This window comes from Stutzerimonas tarimensis, from assembly GCF_042648805.1.
Lineage (GTDB): Bacteria > Pseudomonadota > Gammaproteobacteria > Pseudomonadales > Pseudomonadaceae > Azomonas > Azomonas tarimensis.
Genome location: NZ_JBHRXZ010000024.1, coordinates 78,178 through 94,816 on the forward strand (window position 1 = coordinate 78,178; position 16,639 = coordinate 94,816).

General features: G+C 67.9%; 10 protein-coding genes. 2 read left to right on the forward strand and 8 right to left on the reverse strand.

Annotated elements, in window-relative coordinates; translation table 11 throughout:
* The first annotated feature begins 6 nt into the window (after positions 1–6).
* Positions 7–750: a uroporphyrinogen-III C-methyltransferase gene (cobA, locus tag ACFOMF_RS14160; RefSeq protein WP_386366001.1), complete on the forward strand. Its 744-nt coding sequence runs from the start codon at positions 7–9 to the stop codon at positions 748–750.
* 23 nt (positions 751–773) lie between these two features.
* On the opposite strand, the gene ACFOMF_RS14165 is transcribed toward cobA, so the two are convergent.
* The 3 genes from ACFOMF_RS14165 to ACFOMF_RS14175 all read right to left on the reverse strand — a co-directional run bounded on the left by ACFOMF_RS14165 (position 774) and on the right by ACFOMF_RS14175 (position 3,641).
* Positions 774–1,073: a hypothetical protein gene (locus tag ACFOMF_RS14165; protein ID WP_386366003.1), complete on the reverse strand. Its 300-nt coding sequence runs from the start codon at positions 1,071–1,073 to the stop codon at positions 774–776.
* A gap of 238 nt (positions 1,074–1,311) precedes the next feature.
* On the reverse strand, positions 1,312–2,646 hold the full coding sequence (locus ACFOMF_RS14170) for an aspartate aminotransferase family protein (RefSeq protein WP_386366005.1): 1,335 nt from the start codon (positions 2,644–2,646) through the stop codon (positions 1,312–1,314).
* Positions 2,643–3,641 (reverse strand): phosphotransferase enzyme family protein, encoded by a 999-nt coding sequence (locus tag ACFOMF_RS14175; RefSeq protein ID WP_386366006.1) that lies wholly within the window; start codon positions 3,639–3,641, stop codon positions 2,643–2,645. Before ACFOMF_RS14175 ends, ACFOMF_RS14170 begins: the two co-directional genes overlap by 4 nt.
* Positions 3,642–3,867: 226 nt before the next feature.
* Here ACFOMF_RS14175 and ACFOMF_RS14180 point away from each other — a divergent pair, with 226 nt between their 5' ends.
* On the forward strand, positions 3,868–4,626 hold the full coding sequence (locus ACFOMF_RS14180) for a DeoR/GlpR family DNA-binding transcription regulator (RefSeq protein ID WP_386366007.1): 759 nt from the start codon (positions 3,868–3,870) through the stop codon (positions 4,624–4,626).
* A gap of 71 nt (positions 4,627–4,697) precedes the next feature.
* Here the strand turns inward: ACFOMF_RS14180 and recD are convergent, their stop codons facing one another.
* The 5 genes from recD to ACFOMF_RS14205 form a co-directional block, all read right to left on the reverse strand.
* Entirely contained in the window at positions 4,698–6,779 is a 2,082-nt protein-coding gene (gene recD, locus ACFOMF_RS14185; RefSeq protein ID WP_386366009.1) for an exodeoxyribonuclease V subunit alpha, read from the reverse strand.
* Positions 6,776–10,423 (reverse strand): exodeoxyribonuclease V subunit beta, encoded by a 3,648-nt coding sequence (gene recB, locus ACFOMF_RS14190; RefSeq protein ID WP_386366012.1) that lies wholly within the window; start codon positions 10,421–10,423, stop codon positions 6,776–6,778. The genes recD and recB overlap by 4 nt, the downstream gene beginning before the upstream one ends.
* On the reverse strand, positions 10,420–13,851 hold the full coding sequence (gene recC / locus ACFOMF_RS14195) for an exodeoxyribonuclease V subunit gamma (RefSeq protein WP_386366014.1): 3,432 nt from the start codon (positions 13,849–13,851) through the stop codon (positions 10,420–10,422). Before recC ends, recB begins: the two co-directional genes overlap by 4 nt.
* 89 nt (positions 13,852–13,940) lie before the next feature.
* Positions 13,941–14,879, reverse strand: a complete 939-nt coding sequence (locus tag ACFOMF_RS14200; RefSeq protein ID WP_386366016.1) for a 1-phosphofructokinase family hexose kinase — start codon at positions 14,877–14,879, stop codon at positions 13,941–13,943.
* 87 nt (positions 14,880–14,966) lie between these two features.
* Entirely contained in the window at positions 14,967–16,628 is a 1,662-nt protein-coding gene (locus tag ACFOMF_RS14205; RefSeq protein ID WP_386366018.1) for a DEAD/DEAH box helicase, read from the reverse strand.
* Positions 16,629–16,639: the final 11 nt, after the last annotated feature.

Consider the following 16,639-nt stretch of genomic DNA (forward strand, 5'->3'; position numbering starts at 1 on the left):
ATCGAGATGAACGCAAAAGTCTGGCTGGTCGGTGCAGGTCCCGGAGATCCCGAACTGCTGACCCTCAAGGCCGTCAGGGCGCTGAACAACGCCGACGTGGTGCTGATCGACGATCTGGTCAACCCGGCGGTGCTGGAGCACTGCCCCGTGGCTCGGATCATCCCGGTGGGCAAGCGTGGCGGCTGCCGCTCTACGCCCCAGGCGTTCATTCATCGGCTGATGCTGCGCTACGCCCGCCAGGGCAAGACCCTGGTCAGGCTCAAGGGCGGCGACCCGTGCATCTTCGGCCGCGGCGGCGAGGAAGCCGAATGGCTGGCCCGGCATGGCGTCGAGGCGGAGTTGGTCAATGGCATTACCGCCGGGCTGGCAGGTGCCACCCGCTGCGGCATCTCGCTGACCCACCGCGGCGTGGCGCGGGGCGTGACCTTGGTCACCGCCCATACCCAGGACGACTCCAGCCTCAACTGGCAGGCCCTGGCCCAGACCGGCACCACACTGGTGGTGTACATGGGCGTGACGCGCATGGATCAGGTACAGGCCGGGCTGCTGCAAGGCGGCCTGCCCGCCTCTACGCCGGTGGCGATGATCGAGAACGCCTCGCTGCCCGAGCAGCGCGAATGCCGCTCCCGGCTCGACGCCATGCTGTTGGATGCCGCCGCGTTCGGCCTGCGGAGCCCGGCAGTACTGGTCATCGGCGAGGTCGCCGCGCAAGGCATGGACACGATGGTCAGCCTTGCCCGCAGCGCCTGACTCTCAGCCACCCGGGAGGAAGCTCAGAACGCCTGCGCCAGCAGCACTTCGACCACCTCCAAGGGCTCGCGCTGTCGTCCCACTGCGTCCAGCACCCCCGGGGTAAAGGTGACCGAAAAGCCTTCCGGCGTGCTGCGCCAGCTCTGCAGGATCAACACGGTACCCCGCGAGCCGTCGCGATGTACCACACGCAGCGAGGAGCGCATCAACCGCTCCAGCGAAGCCTCGACAATGTCCCGCTCATCGCCACTGGCGGGCAGCAGCAGAACATTCGGGTGAAATGACTCATGCCTCAAGGGGCGGATCTTTCGAGACGGAATCATGGGCGCCTTCGCTCATTCGATATGCCAGCAGCTTGTGCCATCAATGCCCGGAAATCCAGTAAGCCAACCGATCCCGCACCACTCCCAGACCCGCTGAAGCCCAGCGGGGCGGCGTTTGTGGCGAGCCAGTCCGTTCGTCGCATCATCCAACGATCCGCTCAACGGTAGCAGGCCGCCCGTGCATCGGGCCCGGTGAGCCGATCCCACCGAGCCGAGTTGCTGCCAGGCCAGGAGGGTGTCAGCCCACATCCAGCACCGCCTGCAAGGTGGTGAGGAACTGGTCCGCATTGGCCTGGCTGAAGCAGAGCGCCGGGCGGATCTTCAGTACATTGCCATAGGCACCCGCGGCGCCGATGAGAATGCCGCGCTCCTTCATCGCATTGATCACATGGCTGGCCAGCGCTCCATCCGGCGCCCTGTCCACGCCGATGAACTCCAGGCCGACGAACAGCCCCGCCCCGCGCACGTCGCCGATCCGCGCATCCGATTGGGCCAGGCGCCACAAGCCGTCCCGCAGGTAGCCTCCCACGCTGTTGGCGTTGGCGATCAGGCCTTCACGCTGCAGGGTATCCAGCACCGCTTGCCCCGCCGCCACGGCGACCGGGTTCCCGGCAAAGGTGTTGAAGTAACCGGTCTCGGCGCAGAAACATTCCAGCAGTTCGGGGCGGGTCACCACGCCCCCCATGGGGAACCCGTTGCCCATGGGCTTGCCGAGGGTCACCACATCCGGCTCGATGCCGTGGCGTCCGAAGCACCAGTAGCCGTCACCCGTGCGGCCGAAGCCCGGCTGCACCTCGTCGGCGATGAACAGCCCGCCGGCGCGGTGCACCCTCTCCACCGCCCTGGCAAGAAAGCCCGGCGGGTCGGCGAATACGCCATCGCTGGAGAACACGGTGTCCAGGATCAGCCCGGCGAAGCGGATACCCGAGCCTTCCAGATCGTCGATGGCCCGCTGCAGATGTCCGGCGAACACCTCGCCAAGATCCTCGCCCGGCGCCAGGCGATAACTGTCCGGTGCCGGAATGGTACGGATGTGCGGCGGCAACTCGCGGCCCTTGCGGTAGGACGAGGGCGAGACCTCCATCACCAAGCTGGTGTTGCCGTGGTAGGCCGTCTCGGTCACCACGAAGCCGCTGCCGCCGGTCCATGCCCGGGCGATCCGCAGGGCGATGTCGTTCGCCTCGCTGCCGGTGCAGGTCATCGACAGGTTCGACAGGGCCGCCGGAAAGGTGCCGAGCAGGGTCTCGGCATAGGTAGTGAGGCTCTCATAGAGGTAGCGGGTGTTGGTGTTCAGCCGGCCCGCCTGCTGGGCGATCGCCGCCACCACCGCCGGATGACAGTGTCCCACCACCGGCACGTTGTTGTAGACATCGAGGTAGGGCTTGCCGCTGGCGTCAAACATGAACACCCCTTCGGCGCGGGCGATCTCCAGCGGCTGTTCGTAGAACAGCACCGAGGACACCCCGAACGCCCGTTGACGCCGGGCCACCAGTTCCCCCAGTCGGCCGTCGAGGCCCCTGGCGCGCTCGGCATCGAAACGGTTCAAGGCGAGGATCTGCTTGGTTTCGGTCATGGGGTTGCCTCGCAGGCACGCAGGTATCGTTCTGCCAGGGCGACGGTGCCGCGGGTGTAGTCGGGACCCATGGACCGGGCGGTGGGCGTTTCAGCGTGGCTGGCGATCCAGGCGGTCAGCTGCATGCGCCTGAGCAACAGGAACATGGGAATTGCCCGTTCGTCTTCTTCAGGCAGCGGCGCCACGCTGCGATAGCCCTCGAGCCAGGCGGCAAGGAATTCACCCACCCTCGGGTCTTCCTCGAGAAAGCTCAGGCAGGCGGCGAAGTCATAGACGTACCAACTGAAGCCGCAATCGTCGAAATCGATCACCGTCAGTTGGTCGCCATCCACCAGCAGGTTGGCCAGGCGCATGTCACAGTGGACCAGACCGAACCGTTCCGGCGCCATGCCGTAGGTGGCGGTCTGCTCACGGAGCAGCGCATGGGTCTGCTCGAGTACCTGACGGCCATCGGCGGTCAGCCCTTGCGCCTCGCGCCAGTCACCCCAGTAGGCCTGCTCACCGAGGATGGTGTCGAAGTTCCACACCTTGCGCACGAAACCCTCCGGACGGACCCAACTGCGGCTGTGCTGGTGCAACCGGGCGTTGGTCTGGCCAAGGGCCCGGTACCACTGGGCCAGCTCGCTGCCCGGGTGCGGCTCGCGGCCCGGCATCCATTCGAAGGCCGCCACATGCCGCACGCTGTCGCCATCGGCAAAGCGGGTCAGCCGGCGCCCATCGAGGGTCGGCACCGGCGTTGCCGTGCGGACCATGCCGGATTCACGCAGGGCGCGAATCCAGGCCAGCTCCGATTCGATCTCAGCCAGGCTGTGATAGTCGGGCCGCTGCACCCGGAGCACCAGACGCCGGTCGCTACCAGGCTCGTCCACCAGATAGGTAGCGTTCTCGGAAATGGTCAGCAGGGTCAGCCCGGCATCGGCCGGCCAGCCCCACTCCGGAAGCACGGCACGCAGGCCCGCCTCCAGCTTATGCAAAAAGTCAGGTTGATAGAGCATTGTCACACCCCACACGAGCGTCGGGCAAAGTACAACATTTTGCAGCAACAACCACAAACCGGATTTTGCGCTTGCCACATCCCTGCCTGGCAGTCCTTTCATCGCTGGCCGAGCGAGCAGACCACTGCGGGTGGTTTGAACCAAAAGACTGCACTACCATGCAGGCCTCACCATTTTGTGGCATTCACCACATCCACGAATGCCGTTCCAGGAAGCGTCAGACAGCATGTCCAGAGCCAAGACCGCTCGCCAGGCCGAGATCCTCGCCGAACTCAACAACACCCCGAGCTTGCGCATCGCCGACCTCGCCCGACTGCATGGGGTATCCAGCGAAACCATCCGCCGCGACCTGGACGAACTGACCCAGAGCGGCCACCTCAACCGCACCTACGGCGGCGCGGTGCGGGCGATCACCAGCGAGCCGTCGGTGACCGAGCGCCACCGGCTGTTCATCGCCGAACGAGAGCAGATCGCCCGCACCACCGCCGAGCTGGTGAGCGACGCCCGCATCCTGATGATCGGGTCAGGCTCCACCACGGTTCACGTGGCACGCCGGATCGCCTCGGTAATGAAGGACATCACCGTGGTCACCCATTCCTTCGGGGTGGCCACGGTGTTGTCGATCAACCCCACCATCCGGGTCATCGTGATACCGGGTGACTACCACGCCACCGAGGGCGCGATGGTCGGGGCACATGCCGTGTCCTTTCTCAACACCCTGTCGGCAGACTACGCCGTGCTCGGCGCCAGCGGGCTGTGCAGCGACGGCCCGACCGACGCGCTGATCGACTGCGGCGTGGTCTACAGTGCCATGCTGCAACGCTCCAGCAGCACCGTCGTGGTGGCCGACCATTCCAAGTTCGGCAGCACCTTCCCAGCCCGCTACGCCTCCTGGCAGCAGGTGGAGCATCTGGTCAGCGACCAACTGCCTGGCGGAAAACTCGCCAGCGCCCTGCAGCAGCACAAGGTGACAGCGCATCGCTGAGCCCCTTGCCCTACCCTATTACCGGCCCGGCCCGGCGGGATGAATCGGTAGAGTTCGATCCATCCTGTGGCTCATGCCGGCCCCTCTACCTCCAACGCGTCCATCAGGCCGCTGCGCCGGGCTACCCGTCGGGTGACGGCTTCGTCGAATATTGCGGGGCGGGTTTCGATCAGGCTGAACCAGTGGCGGGCGCGGGTGATGCCGGTGTAAAGCAGCTCCTTGGTCATCACCGGGTTGAGGGTATCGGGCAGGATCAGCGCGGTGTGGGTGAATTCCGAGCCCTGGGATTTGTGCACGGTCATCGCGAACACGGTTTCCACCGCGCTCAAACGGCTGGGCAGGATGAAGCGCAGGCCGCCCGACCCGTCGTTGCGGGGGAAGGCGACGCGCAGCACCTGGCGCGGGGCTTCGCCGGGGACGTCGGCAGGCTCCGGCAGGTGCAGGGCAATGCCGATGTCGCCGTTCATCAGACCCAAGCTGTAGTCGTTGCGCACCACCAGCACAGGGCGTCCTTCGTACCAACCCTGATCGCTCTCCAGCAGGCCGCGGCGCTGCAACATGCTCGCGATGCGCGGGTTCAGCCCTTCCACGCCCCAGGGACCGCGGCGCACGGCACAGAGCAGCTGGAAGCGGTCGAAGGCACGGAGCACGCCCAGGGCCCAGCCTGGCCAGGCCGGGTCGTCGGCCGGGAGCTCGGCAGCCGGGCGATTCTCGTGCAGCACCTCGAGGTAGTGGGCGTAGCCTTCGGCGCGGCCCGGCAGACCGTCCAGCAGCAGCCGCTCCAGCGCGCCGTCGTGCTCGCCGCGAAGGCGCAGCAGGTTCAGGTCGTCGTGGCCTTCGGCCAGGACCTCGCGGGCACGCCCGGCGTCCAGTGCGTTCACCGCCCGGGCCAGGCGGCCGATGCCGGAATCGCTGCCGAAGCGTCGGGAGTGGCGCAGCATCACAGTGCGCTGGGCCAGTGGCCGGCGCGCCTCATCGCCGGGCCGGAGCTGTGGATCGTCGAGGCGTTCGCTGGCGACCTGCTCCAGCCAGCGTCGGGTCTCTTCGCTGTAATAGCCGCCTTCGGCGTCGCGGCACAGGTCGCCCAGCAATCCGCCGGCCTCCACCGAGGCGAGCTGGTCCTTATCGCCCAGCAGGGCCAGCCGGGCGTGGCGCGGCAGGGCGTCCAGCAGGCAGGCCATCATTTCCAGGTCGATCATCGAGGCTTCGTCCACCACCAGCACGTCCAGCGCCAGCGGGTTGCCGGCATGGTGGCGGAAGTGACGGCTGTCGGGGCGGCTGCCCAGCAGCCGGTGCAGGGTGGTGACCTCGCTGGGAATTTCCTTTCTGACCGCATCGGCCACCGGCAACGAGTCCACCTGGGCTCCGATGGATTCGGTCAGCCGCGCCGCGGCCTTGCCGGTGGGCGCGGCGAGGCGGATACGCAGCGGCTGGCCGCCCGCCATCGCCGCCTGTTGCAGCAGCGCCAGCAAACGCACCACGGTGGTGGTCTTGCCGGTCCCGGGGCCGCCGGTGATCAGGCTGAAGCTGCCGCGGGCGGCCAGGGCACAGGCGAGCTTCTGCCAGTCGGTGACCTGGCGCCCCTCGACCCGCAGGGGCTCGGGGAACAGTTGCGCAAGAGTCCCAGGCAGACCGGCAGGCAGCGGGGGCCGGTCGGCGAGGCGGGTGCGCAGGCTGCTGGCGACGGTCCGCTCGTGGTTCCAGTAGCGACGCAGATACAGCCGGTCCCCGAGCAGCACCAGCGGCGCCTGGGGGGTCGTTCCGTCGGTTTCCACCAAGGGGCTGCGGCGCAGGGCTTCGCCCCAGGTCCCAAGCGTCACCCCGGCCAGCAACGCCGAGGGCAGGCGGGCACGGCTGCCCTCCTCGCCTTCCGGCGGCAGGGACAGGGCGAAGTCCGGGCTGGCCAGGGTAGCCGGCAGGTCCAGGCAGATGTGGCCGTGGCCGAGCTGATGGCTGACCAGCGCCGCAGAGAACAGCAGCAAAGGCTCGGCGGAGCGGTCCAGCTCCAGGCAGAACGCTGCCAGGGCCCGGTCCAGGGCGCGCAGCCAGCCGCGCTCCACCCAGGCATCCAGCAGGGTCAGCAATGCGCTGGCGTCCTGCAGTTCGTCAGCATCGGCGACAGGTTCGATCAAAAGGGACAGTTGTTCGCTCATGGGAGCCTCTCCAGCGTCTCGCCCTTGAACAGCGCATCCAGCGCCTCGATCAACGTCCGCGCCGGGCGTGCATGGTAGACGCCGGCACCGGGCGCCCGGCTGCCGCGCAGGAACAGGTAGAGCGCGCCGCCGACGTGGCGCTCGTAGCTGTAGTCCGGCAGGCGCAGCTGCAACTGGCGGTGCAGCGCCAGCAGATAGAGCACGTACTGCAGGTCGTAGCGGTGGCTGGCGACCGTGGCCTGCATCGCCTCGGCGGTATAGTCGCCATCGCCTTCGCCGAGCCAGTTGGACTTGTAGTCCACCACGTAGTAACGGCCGCCGTGCTCGAACACCAGGTCGACGAAGCCCTTGAACATGCCGTTGAGGCGATCCGGGGCCAGCGCCGGCCGCGGCAGCTCGGGCAGTTCATGGTGTCGCACCAGCGCATCGACCTGTCGCACCTGGACGCTACGAGCCTCGAACCAGAATTCCAGCTCCGGCTGGTAGACTTCCAGCTCGGACAGCGCCACCGATTCGCCGTTGCCCAGCGGCAGCGGCGTCTGTAGCAATCCCAGCAGCCAGGCTGAAAGCGGTTCGATCCAGCCTTCGAGACCGCGCCGCTGGCAGCGCCGGGCGATCTGCTCGCGCAGTTCGTCAGGATGGCTGACGCACGCGCCGAAACCCTCCACGCCCGCCAGTTCCAGCAGCCCGTGGAGGAAGGTGCCGGGATTCGGCCCGCGGGGGAACAGGTGCAGGCTGGCGCCCGTCACACCCGTGACACGCTGGGGCTGGACCTCACGCTCGTCGTCGCCGGCCTTCTGCGCGGCAGGATTTTCCGGCGCCGCGTCCTCGAAGCGCTCCGCCGGCGACTCGTGGCTGTCGCCGGTGCGCAGGGCGCTGTAGGAAGCGATCCACCAGTGCTCGGCGGCGCGCCGGGTCGGCCGCGGCCAGGCCAGCTCCGGCAGCTTTTCGCCGCTTTCGCGCAGGCGCAGGTTGCGCGGTTCCGGTGCGGGCAGGCGCTGGCATTCGCCGTCGGCCACCAGCGGCTCCAGCCAGGCGGCCAGGGGGCCTGCCAGCGGCTCGCCGCCACCGAGCAGATAACCCAGTGCGGAGCCGTGCAGCACCGAACTCTTGCCGTTGCCGCGCCTGAGGTCGGCAATGCCCAGCCAGCAGGCATGGCGGGCGCGGGTCAGGGCGACATAGAGCAGGCGCAGGTCTTCGCCGAGGCGTTCGCGGTCGGCCAGCTCGGCGGTGTCCTGATCCGGATCGAGCACCAGCCGGCGGCTGTCACCGTCCTGCAGGCGCAGGGGCTTGCCCTTTTCCACCGGCCGGTAGTTGCAGATGAAGGGCAGGAACACCAGCGGGTATTCCAGGCCCTTGGACTTGTGAATGGTCACCACCCGCACCAGCGCGGCGTCGCTTTCCAGGCGCAGCACCTGCTCGTCGGCGGCCAGCCCCTCACCAACCAGCAGCGCCGCCAGGTGGCGGATCAGCGCCTGCTCGCCGTCCAGTTCGGCAGCGGCCTGCTGCAGCAGTTCGGCCAGGTGCAACAGGTTGGTCAGCGAACGCTCGCCATCGTCGCGGCCCATCAGGCGCTGCGGCAGGTCGAAGTCATGCAGCAACTGACGCAGCATCGGCAACACGCCCTGGCGCTGCCAGCGCTGACGGTAGTCGCGAAACTGCATGACCCGCCGTTCCCAGATGCGTTCGTCCTGGTTCAGTTGTTCCAGCTCGCTCAGCGGCAGCCCCAGGCTGCGGCTGGCCAGTGCCGCCCGCAGCGGTCGGTCGGCATCCGGCTCGGCGCAGGCGCGCAGCCACAGCAGCATATCGCTGGCTTCGCCGCTGGCGAACACTGAGTCCTTGTCCGACAGGTAGACGCTGCGCACCCCACGCCGGGCCAATTCACGGCGGATCGCCTGGGCTTCGCCGCGATCACGCACCAGCACCGCGATGTCGCTCGGCTGCAAAGGCATCAGGGTTCCGCCCTTGGCGAACCCGGCCTGGCGCTGCTGGCCGAGCTCCAGCAGACGGGTGATCTCGCTGGCGGCACGGGCGGCCATTTCCCGCCGGTACTCGCCGATGGCCATCGGCCCGACGCTGTCCAGTTGCCAGAGGGTCAGCGCGGCGGGGTGCTCGCCTTCCACCTGCCAGCGCTCGGCACGGCCCCGGGCGAAAACCGGGTGGAACGGCAGCGGGTTGTCGCCGCCATGGCGGAACAGGAAGGCGCCCTGCCCGCTCGCTCGCGCTTCGGCCTGCTGGAACACCCGATTCACCGCGTCGACCATCGCCTGGCTGGAACGGAAGTTGGTGTCCAAGTCGGCCAGACGTCCGGCCATGGCCCGCCGTGCCCGCAGGTAGGTGTGGATGTCAGCGCCGCGGAACGCGTAGATCGCCTGCTTGGGGTCGCCGATGAGGAACAGGCCGGTGGCCGGGTCGTTCGCCTCGATGCGGTAGATGCGGTCGAAGATGCGGTACTGCAGCGGGTCGGTGTCCTGGAACTCGTCGATCAGCGCCACCGGGAACTGCTGGCGGATCACCTCGGCCAGGCGCTCGCCGTTGGGGCCCTGGAGGGCGGCATCCAGGCGGGTGAGCAGGTCGTCGAAGCCCATCTCGGCGCGGCGGCGCTTTTCCAGCTCGAAGCGTTGGCAGATCCAGGCGGCGGCATGGTAGCAGGCCACTTCGTCCGGGCCTGCGAGTCTCTTCAGCTGGCCAGGTAGCTTGCGCATGGCCTCCCAGGCGGCGTGCTCCGGTGGCGAACCCTTCTTCCAGCACTCGGCCAGCCCGTCCGGCGTCAGGCGGGTGAAACCGGTGCCCAGGTCCAACTCGGTCTCGTCGCTCCGGGCCCAGGCGCGCAGCTTTTCGCACCAGGGCTGGTAGTAGCGGGCCTGGAGCTTGCGCCCCTCCACCACCTTGTCGGCCACGGCCTTGTCCAGAAGGCGCTCGATCTCGTCGGCCCACTGGCACCAGTCCTTTTTCAGCGCCGCCAGGGCGTCGGCCTGCTCGGTGAGGGCCTCGTTCAGCAAGCTGTCCAGGCCACTGTCGCAGGCACCATGGGACTCGGCCAAGAGCGGCTTGAGCTGCCTGAGCAGGCTGTCGGGGTGTTTCCAGCGGTCGATCACCCAGTCCAGCGAGGCGCTCTGCAAGGGATAGCAATGCTGGCGCCAGTAGTCGCGGGCGACCCGGGTGAGCAGCTCGCTGTGGTCGGTTTCCAGGGTCAGGCTGAACAGGCTGCCGCTGTCGAAGGCGTGTTCGCGCAGCATCCGCTGGCACCAGCCATGAATGGTGGACACCGCCGCCTCGTCCATCCACTGGGCGGCGATGTCCAGGCGGCGGGCACAGGCCGGCCAGCGTTCGGATTCGAAATCGTCGCGCAGCCGGCGCAGCAGGTCATCGCCGGGATGCTCCTGGCGAAACACCCGGGCAGCTTCCACCAGGCGCGCCCTGATGCGGTCGCGCAGCTCGCGGGTGGCAGCATCGGTGAAGGTCACCACCAGGATATCCGGCGGCAGCAGCTCGCGGGCGAAACCCTCGGTACCGCCGTGGCCGAGCACCAGGCGCAGGTACAGGGCGGAGATGGTGAAGGTCTTGCCGGTGCCGGCGCTGGCCTCGATCAGCCGGCTGCCGTGCAGCGAAAAACGCAGGGCGAGGGGACGTTGAGCGGTCATGCGGAGTCCTCGTCCTTGATGATTTCAAGCTCGGCCCTGAGCAGCGAGCCGTAGAGTTGCCGGCCCCACTCGGCAAAGTCACCGTCGGCGACCAGCCGGGAGAAGTCGGGATATTGGCGGCACAGGCTGGCGCAACGGGCCAGCTCGCCGGGGCGGTTGTAGCCACCCTCGTAAGTTTCCCGGGCGGCCTTTTCGGCGCGCTCCTCATCATCGGCGGTCAGCCAGGCGATGGCGGTCTCCATGGCCACCGGCAGCGGTGCGTTCATGCCCTCGCGCCAGGCTTCCAGCCAGCCCTGCAGGATGCGCCGGGCCTGGTCCGGAGCCAACCGGTGCAGTTGGACACGGGCGTCCTCGCCCACCAGCACGGTGACCAGGGGCAGGTCGCAGGCCGCGGCCACCACCTGCACAGACCAGGGCCGCAGCAGGCTGCGCCACTTCGGACGTTCGCCACGGGTCAGGTCGCCCGGTTGCAGCACGATGCGCTGCAGGGCCTCGCCCTGGCCGCGGCGCAGGCCGCCGAGCCAGCCTTCCAGCTCGACACCGGCATGGGTGAAGCTCAGTGCACAGGGTGATTCCAGGCGCTCGGGCCAGATTTCGCAGAGCGCCTGGTAGTGGCTCATCTGGGCGGGTAGCGCGGCCAGCACCTGCTGGCGCAGACAGTCACCGAACCCGGCCAGGGGCAGCCGCCCGCTGCGCTGCAGTTTGCGCGCACCGGTTTCCAGCGCCTCGCCGATGTCGGCCCCGCGATCCATCGCCAGGCTGGCGCTGGCCAGCAGCTCCTGTTGCAGGCTGTAGCGCTGCAGGCCGTCGAGGACGAAGGGTTCGTCGTCCAGCTGGGCCTGCAGCTCTTCGTCCAGATGCACCTTGAGGCGCTGAGTGAAGAACTGCCGGACCGGATGGCGCAAAAAGCTCTGCAGGCTTTCAAGGCTGAGGCTGTCATCGGGCTCGAACGGTGGCAGCGCGCCGTCCGCCACCGCGGCGGACGGGCGGTGCGGGTGGGTCCATTCATGGGCGTAGCTGAACAGCCCGCCGCCCTCGAAATAGCGGCGACTGAAGGGTTGCAGCGGGTGTTCGGTGGTCAGCGCATGGAGCAGTTCGCCCTCCCCGGCCAGGCGCCAGCCCGCCTCGAGGTGATCGCGCAGCTGGCCGAGCAACACCGAGGACGGGCGCTCGCTGTTGTCGTGGATGCTGCGCCCGACCCAGCTGATGTAGAGCTGCTCGCGGGCGGCCAGCAGGGCTTCCAGCAGCAGGTAGCGGTCGTCCTCGCGGCGCGAACGGTCGCCCGGGCGGTAGTCACCGCTCATCAGGTCGAAGTCCACCGGCGGCACACTGCGCGGGTAGTCGCCGTCGTTCAGGCCGAGCAGGCAGACCGTCCGGAACGGGATCGCCCGCATCGGCATCAGGGTGCAGAAGTTGACCGCCCCAGTGAGAAAGCGTTGGCTCAGGCGGCTCTGGTCCAGTGCGGCGAGCCAGGCTTCGCGGACCACGGTAAGCGGCAGCGGCTCGTCCAGGCCGACCGTGCTGCAGAGTTCCAGCCAGCCGTCCAGGGCATCGCCAAGGGCGCCGAGCAATACCTCGTCACGCTCGCTGCGGGGCTGGAAGAAATCCAGCAAGCCGTGCAGCAGTGTGCCCCACCCGACTGCCGGCAGGTCATGGCGAAGCTGACGGTCCAGCCTGTCGAGGGCATCCAGCAGGCGCACCAGCGGGCCGATCAGCGCCGCCTCCAACCCGCCGATCTCGTCATAGGGCTGGATCTCGCCCCAGCTCTGCCCGGCACCGACCGCGTAGCCCAGAAGCATCCGCCGCAGGCCGAAGCGCCAGGTGTTCTGCTCCAGCGCCGCCGGCAGGCCGAGGGCAGCGCGGCGTTCGCCGTCGAGGCCCCAGCGGATGCCGGCGCCCTCGATCCAGCGGTGCAGGGTCTGCAGGTCGCTTTCCTCAATGCCGAAGCGGGCGCGCAGCGCCGGTACGTCCAGCAGGTCCAGTACTTCGCTGACACCAAGACGGCCTTCGGGCAACTTGAGCAGCTGCTCCACGGCGATCAGCAGCGGATCGAAACCGCGCTGGCCCTGGTCGGCGAGGGTGAAGGGAATGTAGCGCGGGTCGTCCTGGGCGATCTGGCCGAACACCGCCTGGATATGTGGCGCATAGCGGTTGATGTCCGGGACCATGACGATGATCTCCCGCGGACGCAGTTCGGGATCGGCGCTGAAGCGGGCCAGCAGTTGGTCGTGGAGGATCTCCACCTCCCGCTGGGCACTGTGGGCGATGTGGAAGCGAATCGATCGGTCAGCGGCCCGATCGACTGGCGGCCAGGTCTCGCGGGTCTCGGCCAGCGGCCGGAGATTCAGGATGTCGTCCTGCAACTGGCCCAGCAGACAGCCGGTGTCGCCCTCGCTGAACAGGTCGATGCGCTGGCCCAGGGCGGCGAAGCGCTGCCGGTAGTGCTCCGGCTCGTCGTAGGCGTCCAGCAGGTTGATATAGTCGCGGCCCTGTTTGCCCCAGGCGGCGAGCAGCGGGTGGGCGTGCTGGTGCAGTTCCTCTTCGGACAGGTCCGCCGCCATGCCGGCCTTACGCGGCTGACGGCGGTAGCGGTGCCGCAGCAGGTCCTGGTCGGGAATGATGTCGCCCCAATAATGTCGACAGGGATTGTGGATGCACAAGAGCACCTGGCTGAAGCGTGCCATGGCGGCCAGCGCCTCCATCGCCTGGGCCGGCAGCGACGAAATGCCGAACACCACTACCCGCCGCGGCAAGCCGCGGGGCGCCTGCTCCAGCTCGCGCAGCCGGGCGACGAAACGCGGGTGGACCCCGGCGCGGCTGCCGGCCAGCTGATCGGGGCCGACATCGTCCAGCAGCGCCCGCCAGAGCGCCGGTTGCCAGAGGGCGCTGGCATCCAGCGGACGGGCGCCCCCGCGCGAGGTGCGCAGCTGATCGCGCCCCTCGGCCCAGTCGGACAGCCAGTCGGCGCGGTAGACCTGGTACTGGTCGAACAGGTCGGCAATGTGCTCGGCGAGCTGGTGACGCTTGCGCAGGTCGCTGTCGTCGGCAAGGAACCGGCGCAGGGGCTCAAACGCCTCACCCGCCAGCAAGGACGGCAACAGGCGCATCAGCCGCCAGGTCAGCGGCGCCTTGTCCAGCGGCGAGGACTGGGGAATCGCCTCACTGCCCAGCACGGTGCGGTAGTTCTGCCAGAGAAAGCGCGCCGGCAGCTCCAGCTGCAACGCCGCGGCGATGCCGCAACCGTCCTGCTCGGCCAGCGCCAGCTTGAGCCACTGGGCGATGCCGTTGCTCTGCACCAGCACCACTTCGTTTTCCAGCGGCGCCAGCGGATAGCGGCGCATCCAGGCGACCACCAGTTCGCGCAGTTCTTCCATGCGGTTGCCGTGCAATACCATCAAGCCCGGCGTCAGTTCCTGCCTGTCACCCATCGTTTCGGTCCCGATCCTGCGAAGCGGGCATTGTCACACGAGTGGACAACAGGTGTGTCTTGAACGGCAACGGGGCGATGGACCGGGCGTTACGCCCCAAGCGCGGATATCCGGTACAGCCGTTCGACATCCTCGGCAGCACAGAGCGCCGTGCCCGGACTCATCACGGTCGCGGCACCAGCGGCCATGCCGTAGCGCACCGCATCCCAGACCTCCCAGCCTTGCAGCAGCGCCAGCGTGGTCGCTGCCACCATGGTATCTCCGGCCCCGACGGCGCTGCCCTCGCTCACGGGAATCGCGGGAAACCGGCGGACACCGTCACGGGTCGCCGCCACTGCGCCATTCTCGCCCAGTGACAGCACCACGATATCGGCCACACCGGCAACAACCAGCTCAGCTACCGCGGCGTCCTGCTCTTCGGCCGTGCGGACCGACTCACCACGCAGGTAGGCCAGCTCGTGAAGGCTTGGCTTGATCAGGAACAGCCCTCCGGTACGCACGGCATGACGCAGCGCCTCACCGGAGGAATCGAGCACCATAGGGATATCGAGTCGCCGGCTGAGGGCCAGCAGCTGGTCATGAAACGAGAGGGGAACATCAGGAGGGTAACTGCCGCTGACGACCAGGCAGTCAGGCGCTGGATCGAGGGTTTCGATGGCGTGCAGACAGCCACGGAGTTCGGCTTCGGATAGCGAAGGCCCCGGCATCACAAAGCGGTACTGCAGACCGGTTTCCGCCTCGGCCACGGTAAAACTCTCGCGGGTTTCACCAGTGATCGGCACTGCACGATGGGGCACGCCCATCTCATCGAGGGATTGGCACAGCATGGCGCCACAAGGCCCGCCAGCGGGAAACACCCCCACCGCGTCGGCACCCAGGGCATTGACCACCCTGGCGACATTGATGCCGCCACCGCCAGGATCACGCCGAGGAAGCTCACAGCGCAGCTTGCTGGTGTGCTCCACCCGCGAGGTGCGAGTGGAGATGTCCACGGTGGGGTTCAGGGTAAGGGTGACGATTCGCGGCATGGGCGGCTCCTGACGAACGTCGCACCCTGCGATGCGACGGCGCCTGAGAGCCTAACTCGGCGAAGCGCTGGAGACCACCGCGACCGATCAGTCTTCGCGGTAGCGACGCAGCTTGAGCTGCTTGCCAGCCACGCGGGTGTCCTTGAGTTTGCCCAGCAGACGGTCGATACCATCCTCGGGCAGCTCCACCAGACTGAAGCTGTCGCGGACCTGGATGCGACCGATGGCCTCGCGGGCCAGACCGCCCTCGTTGAGGATCGCCCCGAGCAGGTTGCGGGCGGCGATGCCGTCGCGGGCGCCCAGCGGGGTGCGGCAGCGGGCACGGCCTTCGGCCAGCGGCATCGGCGCACGGCGCTCGCGGTCACCGCTGCGCTCCGGGCGATCGGAACGCTCGCGCGGGCCGCTGGCCGGAACCAGCGGCTGCTCTTTTTCCACTTCGGCCAGGGTCAGCGCCTGGCCATTGGTAGCCTTGCGCAACAGCGCGGCGGCCAGGGCGCGCGGGCTGCAGCCGATATCGGCGACCAGCTTGTCGAGCAGTTCGCCATGGCTGGCTTCGGCATCGGCCACCAACGGCGCGAGGCTGTTGGTGAGCTTCTTGATGCGCGCTTCCAGCACCTGCTGGGCGTTGGGCAGGCGTGCTTCGGCGACCTTCTGGTTGGTCACGCGCTCGATGACCTGCAGCATGCGGCGCTCACGCGGCGTGACCAGCAGCAAGGCGCGCCCCTCACGACCGGCACGGCCGGTACGGCCGATGCGGTGCACGTAGGATTCCGGATCGTAGGGCATGTCCACGTTGAACACGTGGGTGATACGCGCAACGTCCAGGCCGCGGGCAGCGACGTCGGTGGCGACGACGATGTCCAGGCGACCATCCTTGAGCGAATCGATGACGCGCTCGCGCTGATTCTGCGCGATATCGCCATTCAGCGCGGCGGCCTTGTAGCCCTTGGCCTCCAGCGCGGCAGCCAGGTCCAGAGTGGCCTGCTTGGTGCGCACGAAAGCGATCAGCGCATCGAAATCTTCCACCTCGAGCAAGCGCAACACGGCAGAAATCTTCTGATCGGCATGGATCATCAGATGTACCTGCTCGATGCGAGCGACGGTCTGGGTCTTGGCGGCGATCTTGATGTGCTGCGGCTCGCGCAGGTGCTTCTCGGCAATGGCGCGGATGGAGTGCGGCAGCGTGGCGGAGAACAGCACGCTCTGGCGGGATTCAGGCATCGCCTCGAAGATGACTTCAAGATCATCCATGAAACCCAGCTTGAGCATTTCGTCCGCTTCATCGAGGACCATGAAGCGGATGGTCGAAAGCAGCTCGGCGTTGCGGCTCAGGTGGTCGACCAGACGACCGGGGGTAGCCACGATGACCTGCGCCCCCTGACGAATCGCCTTGAGCTGCGGCCCCATGGGCGCACCACCGTAAACGGCGACCACGCCCACGCCGGGCATCTGCTTGGAGTAGGTTTCAAAGGCCGTGGCGACCTGCAGCGCAAGTTCGCGGGTGGGCGCGAGGATCAGCGCCTGGGGTTCGCGGCGCGCCGGGTCGATCTTGGTCAGGATCGGCAGCGCGAAGGCCGCGGTCTTGCCGGTGCCGGTCTGCGCCTGGCCGATCATATCGTTGCCGGAGAGAATCACCGGAATCGCCTGGGCCTGGATCGGGGACGGCTCTTCATAACCGACTGCGCTGATGGCAGCGAGCACGGAAGGGTGAAGGCCAAGTGCGGCAAAAGTGCCGATTTCTGGAGTCATGGGTCTGCCTC